We start from the raw sequence: 23,781 nt of genomic DNA, 5'->3' as shown, positions 1-23,781 counted from the left end.
CCTTCCGATGGCCTAGTGTTTTTTTGCCGGAAGCGGAATGACGCCCTTGACGCGCGCGATGCCCGTCGGTTCGGGCGGCAGATAGCCGTAATCGCTTTCGTTGGAACTGCTCGAACCGGACGCAGCCGAATGATCCTTGCCGGCGGAGGAAGACGATGAACCGCGCGAACCGTCATCATCGGACGCTTGCGCTTCATCATCGAATCGCCGCCGATGCATCAGCACCGAATCAGCGACACGCTCCACATGCTCGACAGTCACGGCGTCGGCATTTTCCAAAGCAGCCAGAGCACGCGCGGCCTTCAACATCACGAGGTCCGCCCGCAAGCCATCGACGCCCGCCGCAATACACAGTTCACTCACGCGTGCATGAACATCGTCGCGGAACGAAAGACTCGCCAATGCCTCACGCGCGTCGCGCAAGCGCTGAACATGCGCATGCTGCTGCGCTTCGTGCTGCGCGCGAAACCCCGTAGCATCGAGATCGAACGCCAGCCGCGCCTTGACGATCGCCTGCCGCGTTTGCGGCTCATAACAGTTCTCGAGCGTAACCATCAAACCGAAACGGTCGGTCAACTGCGGCCGCAACTCGCCCTCTTCAGGATTCATTGTCCCGATCAGCACGAAGCGCGCATCGTGCGTATGCGACACGCCATCGCGTTCAACCGTGTTCACGCCGCTCGCAGCAGCATCGAGCAGCACATCGACGAGTCCATCCGGCAACAGATTCACTTCATCGACATACAACACGCCGCGATGTGCCTTCGCCAAAAGCCCCGGCGAGAAACGCACGGATGAATCGCGCAACACGGATTCGATATCGAGCGTACCGATCAACCGGTCTTCGCTCGCACCAAGCGGCAACGTAACGAACTCGCCTTCCGGCAGCAACTCGGCGAGCGCACGCGCCGCCGTCGATTTTGCGGTGCCGCGCGGACCGCTCACCAGCACGCCGCCGATGCCCGGATCGACGGCCGCGAGCAGCAGCGCCTGTTGCAACGGTGCCTGACCGATCAATGCAGAAAACGGAAACACCGCGCGCGGCGCATTGGCTTCGCTCATGATCGTGATCCTTCGATGTGCTGTTCGCTATCCAGCAGATGCTGTTCGACTTGCGCGCGATAGTCGCCGGGTTCTTGCCATAGGCCGCGTTGCATCGCTTCGAGCAGCCGCTCGCAGACGCCGTGCATCGCGTGTGGATTGTGCCGCTGCATGAACTCGCGCGTGTCGGCATCGTTCAGATAGGCATCGGCGACCAGCGCATATTGATGATCGGTCACGACGCGCGCGGTCGCATCGTAGCCATAGAGATAATCGACCGTCGCCGCGATTTCCGCCGCGCCCTTGTACCCATGCCGCTTCACGCCATCGAGCCATTTCGGATTCACGACGCGGGAACGGATCACGCGCGCGATCTCTTCATGCAGCGCACGAACGCGCGGCGCATCCGGGTTGCTGTGATCCGCGTGATACACATGCGGCTGCGCGCCCGCGAGATGCCGCACGGCCGCCGTCATACCGCCCTGAAACTGGGAGTAATCGTTCGAATCGAGGATATCGTGCTCGCGGTTGTCCTGGTTCTGCAACACGACGTCCATCGCCGCGAGCCGCGTGCCGAATGCGTGGCGCGCTTCCTCGCCCGAACGCTTCTGCGTGTACGCATAACCGCCCCACGACAGATACGCGTTCGCGAGATCGGCATCTGTCTGCCATTGCCGCGTGTCGATCATCTGCTGCAAACCCGCGCCATATGAGCCCGGCCGCGCACTGAATACACGAAAGCCCGCGCGCCTGCGCGCTTCGCCGGGCGCGACGCCACGTTCGATCCACGCATCGCGCTCGCGCATCACGCGCGCGCGAATGGGATTCACGTCTTCGGGTTCGTCGAGTTCGGCGACGGCCTGAACGGCGGCATCGAACAGATGCATCACGTTCGCAAACGCATCGCGGAAGAAGCCGGACACACGCAACGTCACGTCGATACGCGGACGATCGAACGCCGCGATCGGCATGATCTCGAAGTCCGTCACGCGATGACTGCCCGGCGCCCATTTCGGGCGCACGCCGAGCAGCGCCAGTGCCTGCGCGATATCGTCGCCACCCGTGCGCATCGTCGCCGTGCCCCACACCGACAGTCCGATCGCGCGCGGATAATCGCCATGCTCCTGCAAGTGACGCTCGATCAAAGTCTGCGCCGATTTCAATCCAAGCGACCACGCCGCTTGCGTCGGAACGGCGCGCGTATCGACGGAATAGAAGTTGCGTCCCGTCGGCAGCACGTCGGGACGTCCACGCGAAGGCGAACCACTCGGGCCAGGCGGCACGAAACGCCCTTCGAGCCCCCGCTTCAGATGCATCAACTCATGTGCGCCACATGCATCGAGACTCGGCAGAATCGCGTCTCGCACACGTTCAAGCACGCGCGACGTTTGCGGCAGTTCATCCACGACTGCGATTGCGATTCCACGCGTATCTTCATCAGCCATCCCGCACATCTCATCGAGCAACGTCGCCGCAAGCAATTCGAGCCGTTCGCGTGTGTCGCCGTTATGACGCCACGGCGCGTCGCTGACCTGCCGCAACATGGCGGGACGCGGACCGTTCCACTCCGCGGCCCAATCCGCCGACAACGGATCGAAGATACGATCGACATCCAGATCGCGCGCCAATGCATCGATCAGCCCAGCCTTCGCACCTTGACCATCACCGACCGGAAAACGCGCGAGCGCGAGCAGCGTATCGCGCCGCTGCACGCCTGCCGGCGATTGTCCGAACGTATGCAAGCCATCGCGTATCTGTGCTTCCTTCAACTCGCACAGCCACGCATCGACCCTGGTCAGCAATATGTCTTCGGCGTCCGCATCGCTCGGTGCCGCGAGACTCAGCTCTTCATGCAGCCGATGCTTCACGATCGTATCGAGGATCGTCTTGCGCAACAGCTTCGCGCGACGCGGATCCACCATCAGCGCGTCGTAGTATTCATCGACCTGCCGTTCGAGATCCTGCAAAGGCCCGTAGTTTTCCGCGCGCGTGAGAGGCGGCATCAGATGATCGACGATCACGGCCTGTGTGCGCCGCTTCGCCTGGCTGCCCTCACCCGGATCGTTGACGATGAACGGATAAAGATGCGGCAGCGGCCCGAGAATCGCATCGGGCCAGCACGCATCGCTCAACGCCACGCTCTTGCCCGGCAGCCATTCCAGATTGCCGTGCTTGCCCACATGCACGACAGCATCGATATTGAACTGATGGCGCAGCCAGAAATAGAACGCAAGATATGCGTGCGGCGGCACGAGTTCGGCATCGTGATAGCTCGCATAATCGTTCTGTTCGCGCGTGCGCGGCGGCTGGATGCCGATGAACACATGCCCGCATCGCCAGCCGGCGATCATGAAGCGCCCGCGCCGCAACGTCGGGTCCTGCTCCGGCGTACCCCATTTCGCGTTCAACGCATCGCGCAGCGCTTGCGGCAATCGCGCAAAGTACGCGTTGTAATCGCTCAACGCGAGGCTTTGCAACGCAGGGCGCAGATCGCGCACGACGGGATCGTTCGTCACGCCTTGCGTCAACGCGTCCATCAACGCGTCGCCGTTAGCAGGAACGTCCTCGACGCGATAGCCCTCTTCGCGCAGCATCGCGAGAATGTTCACGACAGACGCGGGCGTATCCAGTCCGACGCCATTGCCGATGCGTCCTTCGCTCATCGGATAGTTCGCGAGGATCAGCGCGAGCTTCTTGTCCGCGTTCGTCGTGCGGCGCAGCTTGCACCAGCGCTCGCTCAACTCCGCGATGAACGCGACGCGCTCGTGATCCGGCTGATAGCGCACCACGTCCACTTCCGTATGCGGACAGCGATACGCGAGGCCCTTGAAGCTGATCGCGCGCGTGATGATGCGGCCGTCCACTTCGGGCAGCGCGACGTGCATCGCGATGTCACGCGAATTGAGGCCGTGGTTGTCGTTCACCCAGTCTTCGCGATTGCCGCCGCTCAGGATCACCTGCATCACAGGCGCGTCGCCGGCCAGTTCGAGCGGCTCGGGATCGTCGATCGCGGAAGCCGCGAACGCCGTCGTGTTCAGCACGAGCGCGATACTGTGCTGCGCGGCAAGCTGCTGCACGACATCGCGGCTGATCGCATCTTTCAGCGACGTGATCGCGACGGGCAACGGATTCATGCCGCGCGCTTCGAGCGCGTCGATCAGCGCATCGAACACGGCCGTGTTGGCCGCCTGCAAATGCGCCTTGTAGAACAGGATCGCGACGACGGGCGCACCCGGCGTCCAGCGTGTCTGCCAGTCTTCGATGGTCGCGACGTCGCGCGCGGGATGATAGAGCGCGGCAGCGGGCAACGGACTCGGCGGTGCAGGCTCCTTGCCCCAGCCCAGCGCGCGCCACGCGATGCAGCGCATGAACGATTCGGCGTTGTGCGGGCCGCCCTCGCGCAGATAGCGCCACAACTGATGACACAGGTCCGCATCGGCCGTGCTGCGCGCGAGCAGATTCGGATCTTCCTGCAAGTCGCCGGAAAACATCGCGAGCGTCTGCTGCTTGCGCTGCGCGAGTGCGACGACCTGTTCGATCCCATACGGCCAATAAGCCTCGCCGCCAAGATGATCGACGACGACGACGCGCGCATGCTGCAACACGTCGTCGACATAGAAGTCCACCGATGCCGGCTGCCGCAGATACGTGACATTCGCGAGCCGCACGCTCGGGAAGCCGTCGCCCAGACGCGTCACGACGCTCGCGAGCAGAGACAGCGTGGTGTCGGCGGAACTCAGGATCACGATGTCCGCGGGCTTCTGATCGATACGGATCACGCCTTTCGTATCGTCGACGAAACCGCCCGGGACGGTGCGCAGCAAATGCATCGGAACGCCCTTAAACCTGTTGCGCCTGAGTGCTGAGCGCTTCGTCGAGCGCGCGCTGCAATGTGGGCTGATCGAGATCTTCGCCGATCAGCACGAAGCGGCTGAGCGCCGATGCATCGATTTCACCCTGCTGCCAGCGCCGGTCGAAATAGCTGTCGAAGCGTCGGCCCACGCCCTGAATCACGAGCCGCATCGGAGCGCCCGGCAGCGCGGCAAAGCCTTTCACGCGATAGATCGTGTGCCCTTCCACCACCCGCTGCAACGCCGCGATCATGATGTCGCGCGACGGCGCGCCGGCCGTGACGACCACGGAATCGAACTCGTCGTGGTGATGATCGGCGTGCTCGGGATCGTCGGCGGAACCGTGATGGTCGTGGCGCAGATGAATCGTCTCTTCCGATGCGGATTCGAGTCCGAGCAGCGCGTGCAGATCGAGTTGCCCCATCGTCGCGCGCACCACCTTCACCTGCGGCGGAATCTCTTCTCGAAGCACGGCCTCGACGCTCGCCTGTTGTGCATCGTCAAGCAGATCGGTCTTGTTGAGAATCACGAGATCGGCAGCCGACAACTGGTCTTCGAACAGTTCGTGCAGCGGCGATTCATGATCGAGATTGGGATCGGCCTTGCGCTGCTTGTCGACGGCAACGGGATCTTCCGCAAACTGCCCGCTCGCGACGGCAGGACCTTCGACCACGGTGACGACGGCATCGACGGTGAAACTGTTCTTGATGGACGGCCAGTTGAACGCCTGCACGAGCGGCTTCGGCAACGCGAGGCCCGACGTTTCGATCAGCACGTGATCGATCTGCCCGCGCCGTTCGACGAGCTGCTCCATCACAGGGAAGAACTCTTCCTGCACGGTGCAGCACAGGCAGCCGTTGGCCAGCTCGTACAACTGGCCTTCCGTCTCATTGCCGTTCTCGTCGCAACCGATGCCGCAGCCCTTGAGAATCTCACCGTCGATGCCCAGCTCGCCGAACTCGTTGACGATCACCGCGATGCGCAGTCCGCCCGCGTGTTGAAGGATGTGACGCATCAACGTCGTTTTGCCGCTGCCGAGAAAGCCCGTGACGATCGTCACGGGAATCTTGCGCATCTGAGTCTGCATGATGGCTCCGTAGCTCGAAGGTCGTTCGAGTGACCTTGAAGTCGCGCGCCGCATAGCGGGCGCGCGCTGTCGTAAGTGATGCACGGGGACGAAAAACCGCGCGGCACGGTAAGAACCGCGCGGCGACGCATGAGGAATCGTGAACGCCGTGCCGCATCCCCGCAGCGTGGCGCGTCTACCCTGGCCGGTATCCGGGCTGGTGAAAGCGCCGCCTCTCCTTCCCGCGCGAGCGTTTTCGCGCAGTGGATTTTTCCGCATGGGCCGCTATTGGACGCACATGCAGCGAGGCCGGCTCTGCATCGTCTGCGCGATGCCTTCACCTACCGTTGCGGGGAGCAGCATAGTTTGGCCCGCCGCTGTGAAGCATGGCGAGGCCCGCTATTTCCCGTTTAACTGCGCGCGCAGACAGCGCGCGCGAGCACCAGAGTGCGTGCGAGTTTAGGCCCGCAGGCAGGTAGCGTCAAGGAAGCATGGGAGAAACTCGGGAGCGACTCGCACAGCCCCGTGTGCTATCGTATGCGCGCATCGGGTGCCGCGCGGACGGGCTTCAAGGTCCGCACGGTTAAACGGGAAACAGGGAAGCGCCCGGTCGTCGCAACATCGAAGCGATCACCATGCGCCCAGCCTGTGCTGTCCCCGCAACGGTCACGCGGCGAGCGGAAAGAACACCTTCCGCGCAGTGCGTTCAAAGCCACTGCCTGCAACGCGCAGGTGGGAAGGCGAACGCGATGAGCCGCCAGCCCGGATACCGGCCCGATGCAAGGGGGCGAACGAAGATTCGCCATTCGCTGAAGCCGCGGGAAACGGCCGCCAGCGCCACGCGCGATGCACGCTCACGCAAACTGCAGCCGTCGCGCGTCACTCGCACCATCGCATGACCTGTCACCCATCAGCGCCCGCCCGCATCGCGGCGCTCTCTTTGCCATGAGCCGCGCCTGGCTGATCGGCGCCGGCCCCGGCGACGTCGAACTGCTGACGCTCAAGGCCGCGCGCACGCTTGCGCTCGCCGACGTCGTACTCGTCGACGATCTCGTCAATCCCGAAGTGCTGCAGTTCGCGCGCGCTGACGCGCAGATCGTCTATGTCGGCAAACGCGGCGGTCAGAGTTCGACGCCGCAACATGAAATCGTCGCGACGATGCTCGATCATCTGCGCGCGGGCCGCAGCGTCGCGCGCCTCAAAGGCGGCGATCCGTTCGTGTTCGGACGCGGCGGTGAAGAACAGCAGGCGCTGCAGGCAGCGGGCGTGCACGTCGAAATCATCAGCGGAATCACGGCGGGCATCGCCGCGCCCGCCGCGATCGGCATTCCCGTCACGCACCGCGACCACGCGCAGGGCGTGGTCTTCGTCACAGGCCACGGCGCGGGCGAACACGAAGCGGACTGGCGCGCGCTCGCCGCCACACACATGACGCTCGTGATCTATATGGGCATGCGCCGGCTCGGCGATATCGTCGACGCGCTGCTCGATGCCGACATGCCGCCCGATACACCCTGCGCGGCCATCGAATCGGCGACGCGTCCCGAGCAGCGCCACGTCGCGGCGACCTTGCATGAACTCGTGCGGCGCGTGACCGATGCCGGACTCGGCTCGCCGTCGATCGTCGTGATCGGCGGCGTCGCGTCGCTGGCAACCTCCGACGCCTCTTCGCCGCAGCCCGCGCCATGACGATGCTGATCGCGGGCATCGGCTGCCGGCGCGGCGTGTCGGCGCAACAGATAGAAGCGGCCGTGCGCGACGCGCTCGGCGACACGCTGCCGTTCGCGGCATTGATCGCCGTGGCGTCGATCGATACGAAAACCGACGAGGCCGGCCTCGTCGAATTCTGCGCACGGCACGCGCTGCCGCTGCACACCTTCACGCGCGAACAGATCGCAACGCTCGACGCACGCGTCAGCGCGTCCGCCGTCGTGCGCGAACAGATCGGCGTCGACGGCGTCTGCGAACCGTGCGCGCTGCTTGCCGCACGCGGCGGCAGTCTGCTCGTCACGAAACGCGTGAACGACGGCGTCACCGTCGCCATCGCGTGCGCTGCCGCACACCCCCATTCCAACGACACACCCAGAATCAAGGAACCTCGATGAAGACCGATCCCGAATCGCATGCACGCATGACGCAGCGCCGCCGCGAGGGCCACGAGAAGAAGCAGGCTCAGGCCACCGTCGAAAAAGGGCTGCTGATCGTCAATACGGGCACGGGCAAGGGCAAGACGACGGCCGCGTTCGGCATGGCCGTGCGCGTGCTCGGCCACGGTATGAAGCTCGGCGTCGTGCAGTTCATCAAGGGCGCGCTGCATACGTCGGAGCGCGATTTTCTCGGCGCGGTCGCGAATTGCGATTTCGTCACGATGGGCGACGGCTACACCTGGAACACGCAGGACCGCGAGGCCGACATCGCGACGGCACGCAAGGGCTGGAACGAGGCACGCCGCATGATCGAAAGCGGCGAGTATCAGATGGTGATTCTCGACGAGTTGAATACCGTGCTGAAGTACGAATATCTTCCGCTCGATGAAGTGCTCGAGGTCGTGAACGCGAGGCCGGAGATGGTGCACGTCGTCATCACGGGCCGCCACGCGCCCGATGCCCTCGTCGAAGCCGCCGATCTCGTCACCGAGATGCGCCTCGTCAAGCATCCGTACCGCGAGCAGCACGTGAAGGCGCAGCGCGGCGTGGAGTTCTGAACGATGCCCGCGTGCCCCGCTCTCTTCATCAGCGCGCCGGCGTCGGGCCAGGGCAAGACGACGGTGACGGCCGCGCTTGCGCGGCATCATCGGCGGATGGGGCGCGACGTGCGCGTGTTCAAGACGGGCCCGGACTTTCTGGACCCGATGATTCTCGCGCGCGCGAGCGGCGCGCCTGTGCTCTCGCTCGACCTGTGGATGGTCGGCGAACGCGCATGCCGTGCGCTGCTCGCGCAGGCCGCCCGCGAAGCGGATCTGATCCTGATCGAAGGCGTGATGGGCCTGTTCGACGGCACGCCGAGCAGCGCCGACCTCGCCGCGAAGTTCAACGTGCCCGTCGCCGCCGTGATCTCGGCGAAGGCAATGGCGCAGACCTTCGGCGCCGTCGCGTTCGGCCTCGCGCGCTTTCGCGAGGACGTACCGTTTCATGGCGTGTTCGCGAACCGCGTCGGCTCGCCGCGCCACGCGCAGATGCTCGAAGAAGCCTTGCCGCGCGATCTGAAGATGCTCGGCCATCTGTCGGCCAGCGATGCGATCGAATTGCCCGATCGTCATCTGGGCCTGCTGCAAGCGGCCGAAATCGACAATCTCGATGCGCGGCTCGATCGTGCCGCCGATGCGCTCGCATCGACGGCGCTCGCGCAGTTGCCTCCCGCCGTCACGTTCGAAGACGACGCGCACGAAGTGCCGTTACCGCGTCTGCTCGACGGCATGCACATCGCGATTGCGCGCGACGCCGCGTTTTCGTTCATCTATCCGGCGAACGTGCAACTGCTCGAAACGCTCGGCGCACGTCTCACGTATTTCTCGCCGCTCGCCGACGAAGCGGTTCCCGCCGATGCCGACGCGCTCTATTTGCCCGGCGGCTATCCCGAGTTGCATGCGCCTGCGCTCGCGGCCAACACGCGCAGCGCGGCAACGATCCGTGCGCATGCGGATGCGAACCGGGCCATCGTCGCCGAGTGTGGCGGCATGCTGTATCTGCTCGACAGCGTCACCGATACACGCGGTGTCACGACGCCGATGCTCGGCTTGCTGCCCGGCGACGCCGCCATGCAGACGCGCTTCACCGCGCTCGGCATGCAGCAGATGAACGACGCCGTGCACGGCACGCTGACGGGCCACACGTTCCACTACTCGCGCGTGAGCACGCCGCTCGCACCCGTGCGCCACGCGACGCGCGCCCAGTCCGACGCGCCCGGCGAAGCGGTCTATCGCCAGGGGCCCGTCGTCGCCACTTACATGCACGGCTACTGGCCGTCGAACCCGGCCTTCGCGGCCGCTCTCTTCCATGGCCGAGCCTTTTAACGACGCCGAACGCGCCGCCGTCTACCGCGCGATCTACGAACGGCGCGACATGCGCCACTTCGTGCCCACGCCCGTCGATCCCGCCGTGCTCGCGCGCCTGATCGACGCCGCGCATCACGCGCCGAGCGTCGGCTACATGCAGCCGTGGCGGATCGGCCGCATCACCGATCCCGTGCTGCGGCAACGCCTGCACGCCGCCGTCGAACGCGAGCGCGTGCTGACGGCCGACGCGCTCGGCAAGCGGCGCGACGAGTTCATGAAGCTCAAGGTGGAAGGCATGCTCGAATGCGGCGAGCTGCTGGTGATGGCGCTGATGGACGGCCGCGAGAAGCACGTCTTCGGACGGCGCACGCTGCCCGAGATGGATCTCGCGTCGGTGGCATGCGCGATCCAGAACATGTGGCTCGCGGCGCGTGCGGAAGGTGTGGGGATGGGCTGGGTATCGCTGTTCGATGCCGACGAAGTGCGCGCGATGCTCGGCATGCCCGAAGGCGCACGGCCCGTTGCGCTGCTCTGCCTCGGGCACGTCGAACATTTCTATCGAGAACCGATGCTCGAAACCGAAGGCTGGGCCACGCGCAGGCCGCTCGCTGCGTGTCTGTTCGAAAACACGTGGCCCGAAGCGCCGCCGGACTGCAACGAGAAGCAGCCGGAAGGCGACGCGAGCGAGACGGTCTAGAACGCCTTTAAAAGGCGCTAGACGCGCTCATCAAGCCTCGCCCTTCTCGATCCGTTCGAGCCGGTATCCATAGCCGTAAATCGGCATCAGCCGATAGCCGTTCTCGGGACGCAGACCGAGCTTCGAACGCAGCATCGACACATGCGTGTCCATCGTGCGCGATGGGATGCCCGCCGCCTGCTTCCAGATCGCATCGAGAATATGCGAGCGCGACAGCGGCCGGCTCAGATGCTTGAACAGCAGCAGCGCCAATTCGAATTCCTTGTGCGTCAACGTGACGGCACTGCCGCGCACATGAACGCGCTTCGAGCCGGGCTCGAATTCGTACTCTCCGAAGACTTCCTTGTCGGCCACCGGCTGCCGCTGAAACGCACCGCGCAGCAGCATGCCCACGCGCGCGAGCAGCGCCGCCGCGCTCACCGGCTTGACGAGATAGTCGTCGGCGTCGACGTCCTGATGCGCGACATCGCTTGCGCGGGTCATGAACAGCACGGTCAGACGCTCGGCGAGATTCTGACGGACCCAGCGCAGCACCTCGTCACCCGACAGCGCGGGCGCGTGTCGATCCAGCACGAGCAGATCGAACGGCTGGCTGCGCAGTTGCCTGACGAGTGCGTGGCCGTCCTCGAATGCATGACACGTATGCCCCGCCGCCGACAAGGTCCTGCACACGAAGTCGGCTTGCGCCTGCGTCTCCTCCAGAACTGCAATTCTCATAAAACCCCGCAACGCTAATTCATTGTTTCCGTCCGACCGGGAAATCCCCGATGAAGGATGACGGCTCACGAATATGAAATTTCAAATCCACATTCGCCGAGTTCTTCACGCCTTACATCGAATGTCGGCAAATTGCTTCACATTGCCAGACAATGCCTCGATTGCCCGATATTGCTTTAAGGCCTGCTTCCGATCCCCGCCATGGAACGACGGGAATTAAACAGGCGCACAAACCACTTCTTTTGACCGCGCAGTACCAGCGGAATCTTTTTCTTGCGTTTTCCTGCCCGCGCGTTTGACTGCTTCATCGCCTGGATTGCCGGGCGCCACGCCCGAAAGGCATGACGCTACGCGCTTTCCGGCCAGGCGTAGCACATCTTGTGCGGCTGGATATGACGGATAGTCGACCGAACGCTGATCGACGGACGAATCCGCCGATGCGTGGCGGCACTGCATCACGAACGTCCCCTTTTGCGTGTTCTATTCCACGCATTAGAATAAAAGTTCGTGCCAGATACCTGGGAGATTTAACAATTCGAGCGTCGCCGCAGACGCATTCGATTTAAATCGGGGTGAAGATTATTAGAACGAATTGATTCAGTCAATTAATCTCGCCATTTTTATGTGGCGAGGGGGCCATTTCGTTAAATCGTCCCAATGATACCGATAACTGTCTTATCGGTGCCATATGCACATTACGCTCGTAAGCTCGCAAACCGCTCTGCCGTTCAACCGGGTTAGCGGCGTTTGCGGCACTGCACTTTAGGGCTGCGCGCAGGCGCTTGCTGGGCGACCTGCGCGTGAATTCGTTGCGGGATCGCTCCGCCTCATACGCGACGGGCCACGCAAGTCCTTTACGGACGATTAGACGACTTCCTCATTTGTATCGTCGGCAACGGGCGACACACAGATTATCTCCACACCGGCGTGCGTCAGGACTTTCGACAGCCCGGCCGCCGGCACGGCATCCGTGACCAGCGTGTCGAGACCGTCGGCGCCGAACACATGCACGAGCGCGCTATGGCCGAATTTCGTGTGATCGGCGGCGACGATGCGGCGCTCCGCTTGCGCGAACGCCACCTGCGCCAGCGCGGCGTCGGCGGGCTGGGCATCCATGAAGCGCCCTTTCGCGTCGATGGCCGTTACCGACACGATCGCGTGGCGCACATGAAACTGCCGGAGGAACGCGAGCGCGCTGTCGCCGACGGCGGATGCATCGTCGGCCCGCAACTCGCCGCCCGCCATCAACACCCGGTTCTCGTTGCGCGGCGCAAGCAGGCGCGCGACCTCGGCCGAGTTGGTCACGACCGTGAGGCGCGCGTGCGATTCGAGCGCCTGCGCGATGTGCACGCAGGTCGTGCCGCCGTCGAGCATCAGCGAGTCGCCATCCTCGATCAGTTGCGCGACGCGTGCCGCGATCGCGCGTTTCGCGTCGCGCTGCTCGACCATGCGACGTTGGAACGGCGGCTCGTCGAGCTGCGCGGGCAGCATGACGCCGCCGTGCACTTTCACCAGCAACCCTTCCGCGACGAGCGGCTTCAGATCGCGGCGGATCGTCTCGTCGGATACCTCAAAGGTGGCGGCCAGATCCGTGATCGTGCAGGTCTGCTGTGCGCGGACGAGCCGCAGGATCTCGTTCTGTCGATGCGTGGAGAACATAAGGGCGGGATCGGGAAATTGGCGCCAGTCTAGCAAACCCTTTCGCGCGAATTCAATATAAATCCAATCAAATCCACACATCCTGCCTGGGACTGCAGTCAGTGAAGTTGTTCTTCGACATTGCATCTGCATTGTTTTTGCGGCAAAGTACGCAGCAACACACATCCACGCATTTCCACTTAATTCCACATTTCCCGCGAGACGCCATCCATGTCAACTTCTCTTCCGACCCAGGCGCGTGTCGTCATCGTCGGCGGCGGCATCATCGGATGCTCGGTCGCCTATCACCTCACGAAGCTCGGCTGGACCGACGTCGTGCTGCTCGAACAGGGCCAGCTGTCGTGCGGCACCACGTGGCACGCGGCCGGTCTCGTCGGCCAGTTGCGCGCGCAGGAAAGCATGACGAAGCTGATCCGCTATTCGACGGCGCTCTATGCGGAACTCGAGGCCGATACGGGCCTCGCGACGGGTTGGAAGCAATGCGGCTCGCTGTCGGTGGCGAGGACGGCGGAACGCATGACGCAACTCCGGCGCACGGCCGCCGTCGCGCGCGCCTATGGCGTGACCTGCGACGTGATCGGCCCGAAGGAAGCCGGCGAACTGTGGCCGCCGATGCGCACCGACGACCTGCTCGGCGCGGTCTGGCTGCCCGGCGACGGCAAGGCGAATCCAACCGACCTGACCCAGGCGCTCGCGCGCGGCGCACGCCGGCGCGGCGCGCGCATCGTCGAAAACTCCCGCGTCACCGCGATACACACGCGGCCCGCCGCGAAGGGCCGCGTAGCCAGCGGCGTCGCGTGGCGCGACAAGCAAGGCAACGAAGGCACGATCGCAGCGGAGATCGTCGTCAATTGCGCGGGGCAATGGGCGAAGCAGGTCGGGCGCCTGTGCGACGTCACCGTGCCGCTGCATTCGGCCGAGCACTACTACATCGTCACCGACCGCATCGAGGGCGTGCACCCCGACCTGCCCGTGATGCGCGACCCGGACGGCTACATCTACTTCAAGGAGGAAGTGGGCGGACTCGTGATGGGCGGCTTCGAACCCGACGCGAAACCGTGGGGCATGAACGGCATACCCGAGAACTTCGAGTTCCAGTTGCTGCCCGACGACTGGGATCAATTCCAGATCCTGATGGAGAACGCGCTGCAACGCGTGCCCGCGCTGGAAACGGCGCAGGTGCGCCAGTTCTACAACGGCCCCGAGTCATTCACGCCCGACAACAACTTCATGCTCGGCGAAGCACCGGAGCTGCGCAACTTCTATGTCGGCGCGGGCTTCAACTCGATGGGCATCGCGTCGGCGGGCGGCGCGGGCATGGCGCTCGCCGAGTGGATCGTCGCGGGCGAGCCGACGATGGATCTGTGGCCCGTCGACATCCGCCGCTTTGCGCGCTTCAACGGCAACGATACATGGCTGCACGACCGCGTGAAGGAGACGCTCGGCCTGCACTACGCGATGCCCTGGCCGAATCGCGAACTCGATAGCGCGCGCCCCTTCCGCCGCTCGCCGCTGTATGCGCTGCTGCGCGACGACGGCGCATGCTTCGGCAGCAAGATGGGCTGGGAGCGCGCGAACTTCTTTGCACCGACGCGCGACCAGGCCCGCATCGACTATTCGTTCGGTCAGCAGAACTGGCTGCCGTGGAGCGGCGAGGAACATCGCGCGTGTCGTGAAGGCGTCGCGCTGTTCGATCTCACGTCCTTCTCCAAGTTTCTCGTCAAGGGACGCGATGCCGAAGCGGTGCTGCAACAGATCGTCGCGAACGATGTCGCGGTGCCGCCGGGCACAGCCGTCTATACGGGCATGCTGAACGAGCGCGGCGGCTATGAATCGGACTTCACGCTCACGCGTCTGAGCGACGACCAATACCTGCTCGTCACGGGCTCCGCGCAAACCACGCGCGACTTCGACGCGATCGACGGACGCATTCCGCCCGACAGACATTGCATGCTCGTCGACGTGACGAGCCAATACGCGGTGCTCGCCGTGATGGGACCGCGTGCGCGCGATCTGCTCACGAGCGTGTCGAAGGCCGACTGGCGCAACGAGGCGTTCGCGTTCGGACAGAGCCGCGAAGTCGATATCGGCTATGCGACCGTGCGCGCGACGCGCATCACGTATGTCGGCGAACTCGGCTGGGAACTGTATGTGCCCGTCGAGTTCGCGGTCGGCGTATATGAAACGCTGCATGCCGCAGGCAAGCAGTTCGGGCTGAAAAACGCGGGCTATTACGCGCTCGATTCATTGCGGATCGAAAAAGGTTATCGTGCGTGGGGACGCGAACTGTCGCCGGATACGAATCCGTTCGAAGCGGGTCTCGCGTTTGCCTGCAGGCTCGACAAGGACACGTCTTTCATTGGGCGCGAAGCGCTCGTCAGGTTGCGCGGCGAGCCGTTGCATCGACGCCTCGTCGTGCTCACCGCCGACGGCGCGAGCGATCGCATGCTGTGGGGCGGCGAAGCCATCATGCGCGACGGCGTGGCCGTTGGCTTCGTGTCGTCGGCGGCGTTCGGGCATACGCTTGGATGCCCTGTCGCGATGGGCTATGTCAAACGCGACGATGGCGCTGCGCTCGACGACGCGTGGCTCACAAGCGGCCGTTATCAGATCGACGTGGCGGGCGAACTGCTGCCTGCCACGCTGCATCTGAAAGCACCGTACGATCCTTCGTCGACGCGCGTCAAAAGCTGAACTCGCAACGCACGACGCCGACGCTAGCGCACGATCTCGCGCGGCGTCACGCCCAGCAGGCGCTTCATCCAGTGCGCCATATGGCTCTGATGCGCAAAGCCGACTTCGAGTGCGATCTGACTCGCGCTCGAACCGCCTTGCAACAGCAGTTCTCTCGCGCGCTCGACGCGCCGCTGCACCACGTGCCGATGCAAGGGCATCCCCATGGTTTCGCGAAACAGCACCTTGAAATGCGGCACGCTCAGTTCGACGAGCGCGGCCAGTGCGGTCAGCGTCAGACGTTCGTCGAGATGCGCCTCGATGTAGTCGATCACGCGCGCCGCAGCGCGCGTCGACAAGGTGCGCCGCTTGCCGTCGTCAGGCATCGCGGCGCCCGCGAGCCGCACGATCATCGCCGTGCACAGACTCTCGGCGTAAAGCGGATCGGAAGCGTGCTCGGCTTCCAGTTCCGCGCGCATCGCCCACGCCAGATGCTGCACGCGCGCGTCGCGTAGCTGAAACTGCGGCCGAATGTGCTGTTGCGCGCCGCGCACGCCGAGTTGATCGACTGTCGCGCGCACGAAGTTATCCGCGAACCAGATGCGCAGCACCGTGCAGCTTGCATCGTCGGACCATTCGCCGTCGACGCCCGCGGGAACCACATCGGCGTCGCCATGCGCCTGGATGCGCGCGGCGCGCTGGCCGTCGCATCGGCAGACGGCACGCACGGGCGCGCCGACATGCACGCCGACGCGATGCTCGGCGATCGCCGGCAGGCGATGCATGCCCGCCGATATCCCCAGCAGTTCCGCGCCGAATCCCGACCAGCCGAGCGACGCGCTCGACAGCAGGCTTTCGCGTGCGCCCGAGTGCGGTACCAATACAGGGGGAACGGCATTCATCGCTTGCATCTCGTTCCATCATCCGATTGCCGCATTGTGCTGCGTTTTGCGCCGGCGTGCTGGCGTCATGGTTTTCGTGGTGCCAATGCGATGCGCAGATCGTCATCCGGATCTGCTGCGCGTCATCTTTTCATGCGCGCTTCCCGTCTTGTTGACTCGTACGCTTGATGGCACCGAAACCGAGGAGATGGACGATGTATGTGATTTTTGGCGCATCAGGCAACGTGGGACGCGCGACTGCAACGGCGTTGCGCAATGCCGGGCACGCGGTGCGCGCCGTCGTGCGCGACACGGCGAAAAGCGACGGGCTCACGCATATCGGCTGCGAAGTCGTGCACGGCGATCTCGGCGATGAAGCGTCGTTGCAGCGCGCGCTCGATGGTGCGCATGCTGTGCAGATGCTGTGTCCGTTGCCGCATGACGACCCTGATCCGGCCGTCGCGATGCATCGGATGATCGCAACGGCCGCGCGTGCGTTGCGGACGCACCCGCATCTGCACGTCGTCGCGCTGTCCGACTATGGCGCCGAACTGCATGAAGGCACGGGTATCACGATGCTGTTCCACGATCTCGAAGCGGCGTTCAGTGAGAGCGTGCCGCGCCTCACGCTGCTGCGCTCGGCGGAACACATGCACAACTGGGCGCGCGTGCTGCCCGTCGCGCTTTCGACGGGACGGCTGCCCAGTCTTCATCATCCCCTCGACAGGCCGTTTGCGACGGTGGCCGCGCATGATGTCGGCGTGCTTGCCGCACAATTGCTCGCCGAAGGGCGTGATGACGATGGCGTTCGCATCGTGAGTATCGAAGGCCCACGCCGTTACGATGCCAACGATGTCGCCGGCGCGTTGAGCGAAGCAGCGGCACGCGACATCGCCGCGCTCGCCCTGCCGCGAGGCGAATGGACGGCGACGATGCTGCGTGCAGGCCTCGGTGCGAATCACGCCAAGCTCATCACGGATCTCTACGACGCACAGAACGCCGGACGTATCGATGTCGATCCGCGCAGCGAGCGGCGCTTCGGCACGACGGATTTGCGGGATGTTTTCGCCACGCTGATACGTACCGTCGACGCGTGACGTGCTCGTTACGCCATCGAAAGTAAAAAGGCCTCGCAATCTGCGAGGCCTTTTGGCGTGTTGCTACGGCTATTGCTGCTATCGCATCGAGCCGGAAGCAACAACGACGTCACTCGTTCTCTTCAAAATAGTGCCCAAACTTCACCTGCTTGGTGCGGATGTAGCGTTCGTTCTCCTCGCGCATCGGAATGGCGAGTGCAACACGTTCGCAGACAGGAATGCCGTGCTTCGACAGCGAGTCGAACTTCTTCGGGTTGTTGCTCATCAGGCGCACGGAGGTGACCTTCAGCAAACGCAGGATGGCCGCCGCCGAATCGTATTCGCGCGAATCGTCGGGCAGGCCGAGATCGAGATTCGCCTCGACGGTGTCTCGTCCCTGCTCCTGCAGCGCATACGCGCGGATCTTGTTCGACAGGCCGATGCCGCGTCCTTCGTGACCGCGCAGATACAGCAGCACGCCACACCCTTCCGCTGCGATATAACGCAGCGCGAGATCGAGCTGCTCGCCGCAGTCGCAGCGGTATGAGCCGAGCACATCGCCCGTCAGACACTCGGAATGCAGACGCGTCAGCACCGACTGCTGGCTCTCGACATCGCCCATGACGAGCGCGAAATGCTCGGCGCCCGAGTCGTTCACGCGAAACACGTAAGATTTGAAGGTGCCGTAGCGGGTGGGAAGCATGGCGGTCGCGTCGAGCGTGACGCATTCGCCGGTGATTGCGCCGTCAGCTTGCGACGGATCGTGAGACATGGGCATGGCGGTAACGGAATTGCGGACATGAACCCGTGCACTACCGGGGATAAAGTACAGAAGCGGAGTTTACCGCTAAACGCCTAATTGTACCTGGCAGCCGCTTCGCATTGGTGCACATGGGCAATACGGTGCATTCCATCCATGCAACGCGCCGCCCCGGCCCCTGCGAACGGTCGCTTCGCATGGCATGCGTGCCGCGCCACACGAAACCAGGCGAAGCGAGCGTCGCCGCCGCTCCCGTCCACGCCTATACTTGACTTGCGCTTGATCTGCGCTTGACGTGCCTCTCCTTCACCCCAGCGCGCCGCGACCGGGCGTGCTGCACTGCAAACGGAGCCGCTCCATGACTAGCGTTGCACAAGTCCTCAAATCGAAGCCGACTCAAGACGTCTACACGATCGAAGCCGCCGATTCCGTCTACAACGCCGTCAAGCTGATGGCCGAGAAACAGATCGGTGCGCTGATCGTCAAGGAAAACGGGGCGATCGCGGGGATCGTCACCGAACGCGACTATGCGCGCAAGATCGTGCTGATGGACCGTTCGTCGAAGACAACGCCCGTACGCGACATCATGAGCAGCGCCGTGCGCTTCGTGCGCCCGGAGCAGACCACGGACGAATGCATGGCGCTGATGACGGAGCGCCGCATGCGTCACCTGCCCGTCATGGAGAACGACGACCTGATCGGCATGGTGTCGATCGGCGACCTCGTGAAGAACATCATCGCCGAACAGCAGTTCACGATCCAGCAGCTGGAGCACTACATCCACGGCGCATGACGGCTCGATAGCCGCTACGCGTCTGCTTCGCCCGGCGCCGCAAGCCAACAAAAAAAGCCCAATCCGCGAGGTTGGGCTAAGCCACCTTGCGGGCGGCGGAGGTTCATGCTTTCGTAGACGGCGGCACGGAGAACGTTTTTCTGTCCTCACCGCGCCGCCGTCTGAATGTCTGTCATCTGCGCTTCATGCCTGCGCCGAAGCCGCACACGCCGGGCCGTGAACACTGCGGCCCGGTTTGTTGAAGCGTCGATTAATGCCCGAAGTACACGTCTTGAGCCGGGTTCAGCGTCTTCGCGCCCGCTTGCGACGAACCGTTGGTCGATGCGCCGTAGCCGGTATCGGCGACGGCGGCTTGCGCCACTGCACCGTTTTGAGCCGAGACGCGCGCTTCGGCAGCCTGGATATCGGCCGGATAGGTCGAGTCGACAGCCGTCGCCGGGTTGTAGCCTGCCTTTTCGAGCTGGACCAGTTGCGCGCGGACTTCAGCGCGGGTCACGGGTTGGTTCGACTGGGCGAACGACACAGCGGGAACGGCGAGAACAGCAGCGAGTGCAACAGCCTTGATCAGCGATTTCATGGTAACTACCTCCAGAAGTTGTTTTGTCAGGTGCTTCACTCATCTGTTTGTGAAGCGAGTGAAGCCAGTTTAGCCACCGGCCGACCAAGGGAAAACCCCTATTCCGGAGATACTTAATTGCGCTGTTTGCAAAAGTCACGTCGTCCTGCAAGCGCCCGTCAATTCCCGTGATAGCGCGGCGTAATAATGTCGGGACGCACCACGCCTTATACGGCGAAAAGCCAAGGTCACGTCACCCGGACGCTGGCCCCCCGCCCGTCAGCAGCTTGCGCGGCCCGCTGACGAACGGGCTGCCGGGCACAAAAAAGCGCAGCAGCCGGTGCGTTTCGCGCGCGATGCCGATGCGCGTCGTGACGGCGAACGGCGACGGCGGCGTGCGCGCGCCGCCTGCCGCGCCGAGCCACAGCCCGTGTCCCGTACACAGATCGACACCGTCGAAGCCAGCTCCAATGCCGAGCGCCAGCGCGAGCCGTCCTGGCCCACGCGTCAGATCCCGCGGCTTCGTGCCGGGCCGGCGCGCCTGCATACACTCGATGCCTTCCATGGGTTCGAGCGCCCGGATCAGCACGGCGGCGCCCGTGCCTTCGCGCTCGCTGACCACGTTGATCACGTTGTAGATGCCGTACGTGAGACGCACGTAGGCGTGTCCGTGCTCGAGGAACATCGAGCCGTTGTACGCGCGCCGCCCCGGATATGCATGATTGGTCGAATCGCCGACGGGATAGGCCTCCGTCTCGACGATCCTCCCCGCAGTCCGCCCTTCGAGCAGATCGTGGACCAGGTATTTACCCAGTAAGAAGCGTGCAAGGTCAACCGTATCGACGGGTAGATCGTTGCGATGTAGAGGAACGAGGGAAAGCGTCGTCGTCGCCATGCGATGATGTGCCGGAAGTGCAGTCGAGGCCCGTCGGACCGGGCCGTTTGCAGCATGATGGCGTGCCGCGCGATTCCATGCACGGCGCACGCCGGATGGTGCAAACGGCATCGATCCGTTGTAGCAATGCCTCATCACGGCGACCCTTAGTCTTCACCATGGAACCAATTGAGGTATCGTTACTGTCCAGCCAGCCGCATCGGTGATTCAGGTGTGCCCGTTCTATCGGCAAACCACCCGATGCGTAGACAACCGCAGCCGTTTTCATCCCCGAAGTAAAGAAGTGGTAGTGCAGTGGTATCGCGCGTGAAGAACCCGCTCGCCGGGCGCGTTTCAGGCGCGACACCGTCGCAAATCATGACAACAGGAGAAAGTGAATGAAGGCGATCCAGGCAATCAAGATGGTAGGCGCAGCACTCGTGGTTCTCGCATCGGTCAACGCCTATGCTCAGGCAAGCGATGCCGACATGACGGCTCAACCGAGCGCCAAGCAGACTTCGAAGGCAGCCAAGTCGGCTGACCGTGCGCTCGCCAAGAAGGTGCGCAGCGCACTGGCGAAGTCGAAGGACATCAGCGTCTCCAACATCACGGTTCGCGCGAAGAGCGGCGCTGTGGTGCTGCAGGGCTCGGTGCCGGAGCAGCCGCAAGTCGACAAGGCAACGGAAGTCGCCCAGGGCGTCCAGGGTGTAACGTCCGTGAAGAACGCACTGACGATCCGCCCGGTCGGCCAGTAAGTTCAACGTAGCGCCCCTTCGTGCCCGCCAACGGGCGCGATAGCCGGACAACGCACCGCTCTTCGTCGCGAGGAGCGGTGTTTTTCTTTGTGATGCGTTTTTTTGCGCTCCCGTCACACCGCCCGTTGGTCCGGCTGGTTTAATCTCACTGCTATGCGTGCCGCCCGTCGACGATGCACGAGCGTCCCGTGATGAACCACCACACGAACAACAACAAGCGGACTGAACCCATGGCATCGACATCGCCCGTACTGCCCCGCTGGACGATTGCAGCGCCCATCATCGCGTGGCTCGTGCTCGGCGCCGCCTATGCGCTGCCCGGCAACGGCCTGCTGACCGCGCTCGCCGCACTCGCGCTGGCAGGCTCGGTGTTCGCCGGCGTGCACCATGCGGAAGTGGTCGCGCATCGCGTCGGCGAGCCGTTCGGCACGCTCGTGCTGGCCGTAGCGGTGACGGTGATCGAAGTAGCGCTGATCGTCTCGGTGATGCTGTCGGCGGGGCCCGAGAAAGCGGGCCTCGCGCGCGATACCGTGTTCGCCGCGGTGATGATCGTGTGCAACGGGATCGTCGGGATCTGCCTGCTGGTCGGCGGCTTGCGCCATCGCGAGCAGGACTTCCAGATTCGCGGCGCCAGCGCGGCGCTGGCCGTGCTCGCCTCGCTGTCCGTGTTGACGATGGTGATGCCCAACTACACGAGCGTCGCACTCGGCCCCGCGCTCAGCGACTCGCAGCTTGCGTTCGCGGGTGTGTCGTCGCTGGTGCTGTATGGCGTATTCGTGTTCGTGCAGACCGTGCGCCATCGCGATTACTTCCTCGCCGACACTTCTCACGCCGCCGATGAAGATGCCCACGCCGCGCCGCCCAGCACGCGCGTCGCGCTGGCAAGCGCCGCGTTGCTCGTAGTGAGTCTCGTCGCCGTCGTGCTGCTCGCGAAGGTGCTGTCGCCCGTCGTCGAGCACGCGGTGCTCGAAGCAGGCGCACCCGCTGCCGTGGTCGGCATCGTGATCGCGGCGCTCGTGCTGCTGCCCGAAGGCCTCGCTGCCGTGCGCGCGGCACGCGCGGACCGCTTGCAGACCAGCCTCAATCTCGCGTTGGGCTCGGCGCTCGCGAGTATCGGCCTGACGATACCGACCGTCGCGCTGGTCTTCATCTGGACGGGCCGCCCGCTCGTCCTCGGCATCGACGGCAAGGACACCGTGCTGCTCACGTTGACGCTGCTGATCAGCGCGCTCACGCTCGGCACCGGCCGCACGACGATCCTGCAGGGCGCCGTGCACCTGTCGCTATTCGCCGCGTATCTGTTTCTGTCGTTCGCGCCGTGAAGCCGGTTCGAACCGCGCGGCGCGGCCCGCTTAGTGCGCCCAGTGCGCGTCGATCCAGTCGCGAAACAGATTGACCTTCTGCTGATGCGCGACGCTGTCCGGATACACGAAGTAGTAGCGCGCACCCGTCGTCAGCACGGTATCGAACGGACGCACGAGCCGTTGCGCGGCCACGTCCTCTTCGATCAGCGCGAGATCGCTGATCGCCACGCCGAAGCCCTGTAATGCGGCGTTCGTCGCGAGATCGAGTGTGTCGAAGCTTGGGCCCAGGTTCGCATCGACGTCGCGTGCGTCCACGTGATCGAGCCACATCTTCCAGTCGCGATGATCGCGTGTCGGATGCAGCAGCGTGTGCCGCGCGAGATCGGCGGTCTTCGCGAGCGGCTTGTCCTGCATCAGTTGCGGCGCGCAGACGGGCGTGAGGCGCTCCTCGAAGAGCGGCACGGCCTGCACGTCCGCGCCCGCCGACGTGCCATAGACGATGGCGGCATCGAACGGCTCGACCTGGAAGTCGACGTCGTGCTGCCACGTCGTCGTGATCTGCACGTGCAGGTCCGGATAGTCGGCCTGGAACTGCATGATTTTCGGCAGCATCCAGCGCATCACGCAGGTCGGCACCTTCAGCGCGAGATCGGTGCGCTGACGCGTAAGACGCAGCGAAATTTCTTCGATGCGCGCAAAGCTCTCCTTGACGGCGGGCAGCAGCAGTTCGCCTTCCGCCGTCAACGTCAAACCTTTCGCATGCCGCTTGAAGAGCGGGAACTGATAGTAGTCTTCGAGCGCGAGAATCTGCCGGCTCACAGCGCCTTGCGTGAGGCACAGATGCTCGGCCGCGCGCGTGAAGCTGCGATGGCGCGCGACGGTCTCGAAGATCTGCAGGGCATTCAATGGCGGGAGTCGTCGCATGGCGTTCGTCGTATCAGGAAAATTCATCGTGGGTGCATGCTTTGACGCAGAACATACACGCAACAATGCCTAAGCATACGCGATCCAAAAATTCTGCACGTACATCGGCCATGCGTCTTGCTCATGCGCGAGACGCACCGGGAGAACCCCTACGGCATGA

The 23,781-nt window shown here is 64.0% G+C and carries 20 protein-coding genes and 2 riboswitches; of the genes, 10 read left to right on the top strand and 10 right to left on the bottom strand.

Annotation, left to right across the window (positions count from 1 at the left end):
• Positions 1–12 precede the first annotated feature (12 nt).
• From G3N95_RS21330 to cobW, 3 genes are read right to left on the bottom strand one after another with little or no spacing between them, the layout of a single operon-like run.
• Complete coding sequence (locus G3N95_RS21330) at positions 13–1,062, bottom strand: ATP-binding protein (RefSeq protein WP_205972051.1); 1,050 nt, start codon at positions 1,060–1,062, stop codon at positions 13–15.
• Positions 1,059–4,871: a cobaltochelatase subunit CobN gene (gene cobN, locus G3N95_RS21325; RefSeq protein WP_205972050.1), complete on the bottom strand. Its 3,813-nt coding sequence runs from the start codon at positions 4,869–4,871 to the stop codon at positions 1,059–1,061. Before cobN ends, G3N95_RS21330 begins: the two co-directional genes overlap by 4 nt.
• A gap of 10 nt (positions 4,872–4,881) precedes the next feature.
• Positions 4,882–5,979 carry a cobalamin biosynthesis protein CobW gene (gene cobW / locus G3N95_RS21320; RefSeq protein ID WP_205972049.1) on the bottom strand — a complete coding sequence of 366 codons (1,098 nt, stop codon included), beginning with the start codon at positions 5,977–5,979 and terminating at the stop codon, positions 4,882–4,884.
• Between the two features lie 164 nt (positions 5,980–6,143).
• Positions 6,144–6,420, bottom strand: a riboswitch (cobalamin riboswitch).
• A gap of 69 nt (positions 6,421–6,489) precedes the next feature.
• Positions 6,490–6,751, top strand: a riboswitch (cobalamin riboswitch).
• 152 nt (positions 6,752–6,903) lie between these two features.
• On the opposite strand from cobW, the gene cobA reads away from it, so the two are divergent.
• From cobA to bluB, 5 genes are read left to right on the top strand one after another with little or no spacing between them, the layout of a single operon-like run.
• Positions 6,904–7,647: a uroporphyrinogen-III C-methyltransferase gene (gene cobA / locus G3N95_RS21315; protein ID WP_205972048.1), complete on the top strand. Its 744-nt coding sequence runs from the start codon at positions 6,904–6,906 to the stop codon at positions 7,645–7,647.
• Positions 7,644–8,063, top strand: coding sequence for a cobalamin biosynthesis protein (locus G3N95_RS21310; RefSeq protein ID WP_205972047.1), 420 nt, complete (start codon positions 7,644–7,646; stop codon positions 8,061–8,063). The genes cobA and G3N95_RS21310 overlap by 4 nt, the downstream gene beginning before the upstream one ends.
• Entirely contained in the window at positions 8,060–8,662 is a 603-nt protein-coding gene (gene cobO / locus G3N95_RS21305; protein ID WP_205972046.1) for a cob(I)yrinic acid a,c-diamide adenosyltransferase, read from the top strand. The genes G3N95_RS21310 and cobO overlap by 4 nt, the downstream gene beginning before the upstream one ends.
• Before the next feature lie 3 nt (positions 8,663–8,665).
• Positions 8,666–9,970, top strand: coding sequence for a cobyrinate a,c-diamide synthase (locus G3N95_RS21300; RefSeq protein ID WP_205972045.1), 1,305 nt, complete (start codon positions 8,666–8,668; stop codon positions 9,968–9,970).
• The gene (bluB, locus tag G3N95_RS21295) at positions 9,954–10,649 is read left to right on the top strand and encodes a 5,6-dimethylbenzimidazole synthase (protein WP_205972044.1); all 696 of its coding nucleotides are present in this window, start codon (positions 9,954–9,956) and stop codon (positions 10,647–10,649) included. Before G3N95_RS21300 ends, bluB begins: the two co-directional genes overlap by 17 nt.
• A gap of 30 nt (positions 10,650–10,679) precedes the next feature.
• Here bluB and G3N95_RS21290 read toward each other — a convergent pair whose 3' ends face one another.
• Both G3N95_RS21290 and G3N95_RS21285 read right to left on the bottom strand, forming a co-directional pair.
• Positions 10,680–11,366 carry a response regulator transcription factor gene (locus G3N95_RS21290; protein ID WP_205972043.1) on the bottom strand — a complete coding sequence of 229 codons (687 nt, stop codon included), beginning with the start codon at positions 11,364–11,366 and terminating at the stop codon, positions 10,680–10,682.
• An 864-nt stretch (positions 11,367–12,230) separates the two neighbouring features.
• Positions 12,231–13,025 (bottom strand): DeoR/GlpR family DNA-binding transcription regulator, encoded by a 795-nt coding sequence (locus tag G3N95_RS21285; RefSeq protein ID WP_205972042.1) that lies wholly within the window; start codon positions 13,023–13,025, stop codon positions 12,231–12,233.
• A 210-nt stretch (positions 13,026–13,235) separates the two neighbouring features.
• On the opposite strand from G3N95_RS21285, the gene G3N95_RS21280 reads away from it, so the two are divergent.
• On the top strand, positions 13,236–15,719 hold the full coding sequence (locus tag G3N95_RS21280) for an FAD-dependent oxidoreductase (protein ID WP_205972041.1): 2,484 nt from the start codon (positions 13,236–13,238) through the stop codon (positions 15,717–15,719).
• Between the two features lie 23 nt (positions 15,720–15,742).
• On the opposite strand, the gene G3N95_RS21275 is transcribed toward G3N95_RS21280, so the two are convergent.
• The gene (locus G3N95_RS21275; protein ID WP_205972040.1) at positions 15,743–16,600 is read right to left on the bottom strand and encodes an AraC family transcriptional regulator; all 858 of its coding nucleotides are present in this window, start codon (positions 16,598–16,600) and stop codon (positions 15,743–15,745) included.
• Positions 16,601–16,794: 194 nt separating this feature from the next.
• Here G3N95_RS21275 and G3N95_RS21270 point away from each other — a divergent pair, with 194 nt between their 5' ends.
• Entirely contained in the window at positions 16,795–17,676 is an 882-nt protein-coding gene (locus tag G3N95_RS21270; RefSeq protein ID WP_205972039.1) for an NmrA family NAD(P)-binding protein, read from the top strand.
• A gap of 109 nt (positions 17,677–17,785) precedes the next feature.
• On the opposite strand, the gene ribA is transcribed toward G3N95_RS21270, so the two are convergent.
• The gene (gene ribA / locus G3N95_RS21265) at positions 17,786–18,427 is read right to left on the bottom strand and encodes a GTP cyclohydrolase II (RefSeq protein ID WP_205972038.1); all 642 of its coding nucleotides are present in this window, start codon (positions 18,425–18,427) and stop codon (positions 17,786–17,788) included.
• A 346-nt stretch (positions 18,428–18,773) separates the two neighbouring features.
• Here ribA and G3N95_RS21260 point away from each other — a divergent pair, with 346 nt between their 5' ends.
• Positions 18,774–19,208 (top strand): CBS domain-containing protein, encoded by a 435-nt coding sequence (locus tag G3N95_RS21260; RefSeq protein WP_205972037.1) that lies wholly within the window; start codon positions 18,774–18,776, stop codon positions 19,206–19,208.
• A gap of 250 nt (positions 19,209–19,458) precedes the next feature.
• Here G3N95_RS21260 and G3N95_RS21255 read toward each other — a convergent pair whose 3' ends face one another.
• Positions 19,459–19,785, bottom strand: coding sequence for a DUF4148 domain-containing protein (locus G3N95_RS21255; protein WP_205972036.1), 327 nt, complete (start codon positions 19,783–19,785; stop codon positions 19,459–19,461).
• Positions 19,786–20,017: 232 nt separating this feature from the next.
• Positions 20,018–20,659: a DNA-3-methyladenine glycosylase gene (locus G3N95_RS21250; RefSeq protein ID WP_205972035.1), complete on the bottom strand. Its 642-nt coding sequence runs from the start codon at positions 20,657–20,659 to the stop codon at positions 20,018–20,020.
• Positions 20,660–21,036: 377 nt separating this feature from the next.
• Between G3N95_RS21250 and G3N95_RS21245 the strand changes: the two genes are divergently transcribed.
• Positions 21,037–21,393: a BON domain-containing protein gene (locus G3N95_RS21245; protein ID WP_205972034.1), complete on the top strand. Its 357-nt coding sequence runs from the start codon at positions 21,037–21,039 to the stop codon at positions 21,391–21,393.
• Between the two features lie 230 nt (positions 21,394–21,623).
• Complete coding sequence (locus G3N95_RS21240; RefSeq protein ID WP_205972033.1) at positions 21,624–22,715, top strand: ionic transporter y4hA; 1,092 nt, start codon at positions 21,624–21,626, stop codon at positions 22,713–22,715.
• 30 nt (positions 22,716–22,745) lie between these two features.
• Here the strand turns inward: G3N95_RS21240 and G3N95_RS21235 are convergent, their stop codons facing one another.
• On the bottom strand, positions 22,746–23,621 hold the full coding sequence (locus G3N95_RS21235) for a LysR substrate-binding domain-containing protein (protein WP_205972032.1): 876 nt from the start codon (positions 23,619–23,621) through the stop codon (positions 22,746–22,748).
• Positions 23,622–23,781: the final 160 nt, after the last annotated feature.

The sequence above is a fragment of the Paraburkholderia sp. Tr-20389 genome, assembly GCF_017104565.1.
In the GTDB taxonomy this organism is placed as follows: Bacteria; Pseudomonadota; Gammaproteobacteria; order Burkholderiales; family Burkholderiaceae; genus Paraburkholderia.
The sequence above is the reverse complement of the archived record's forward strand: the minus strand, read 5'-3'. Positions and strand labels throughout refer to the sequence as shown.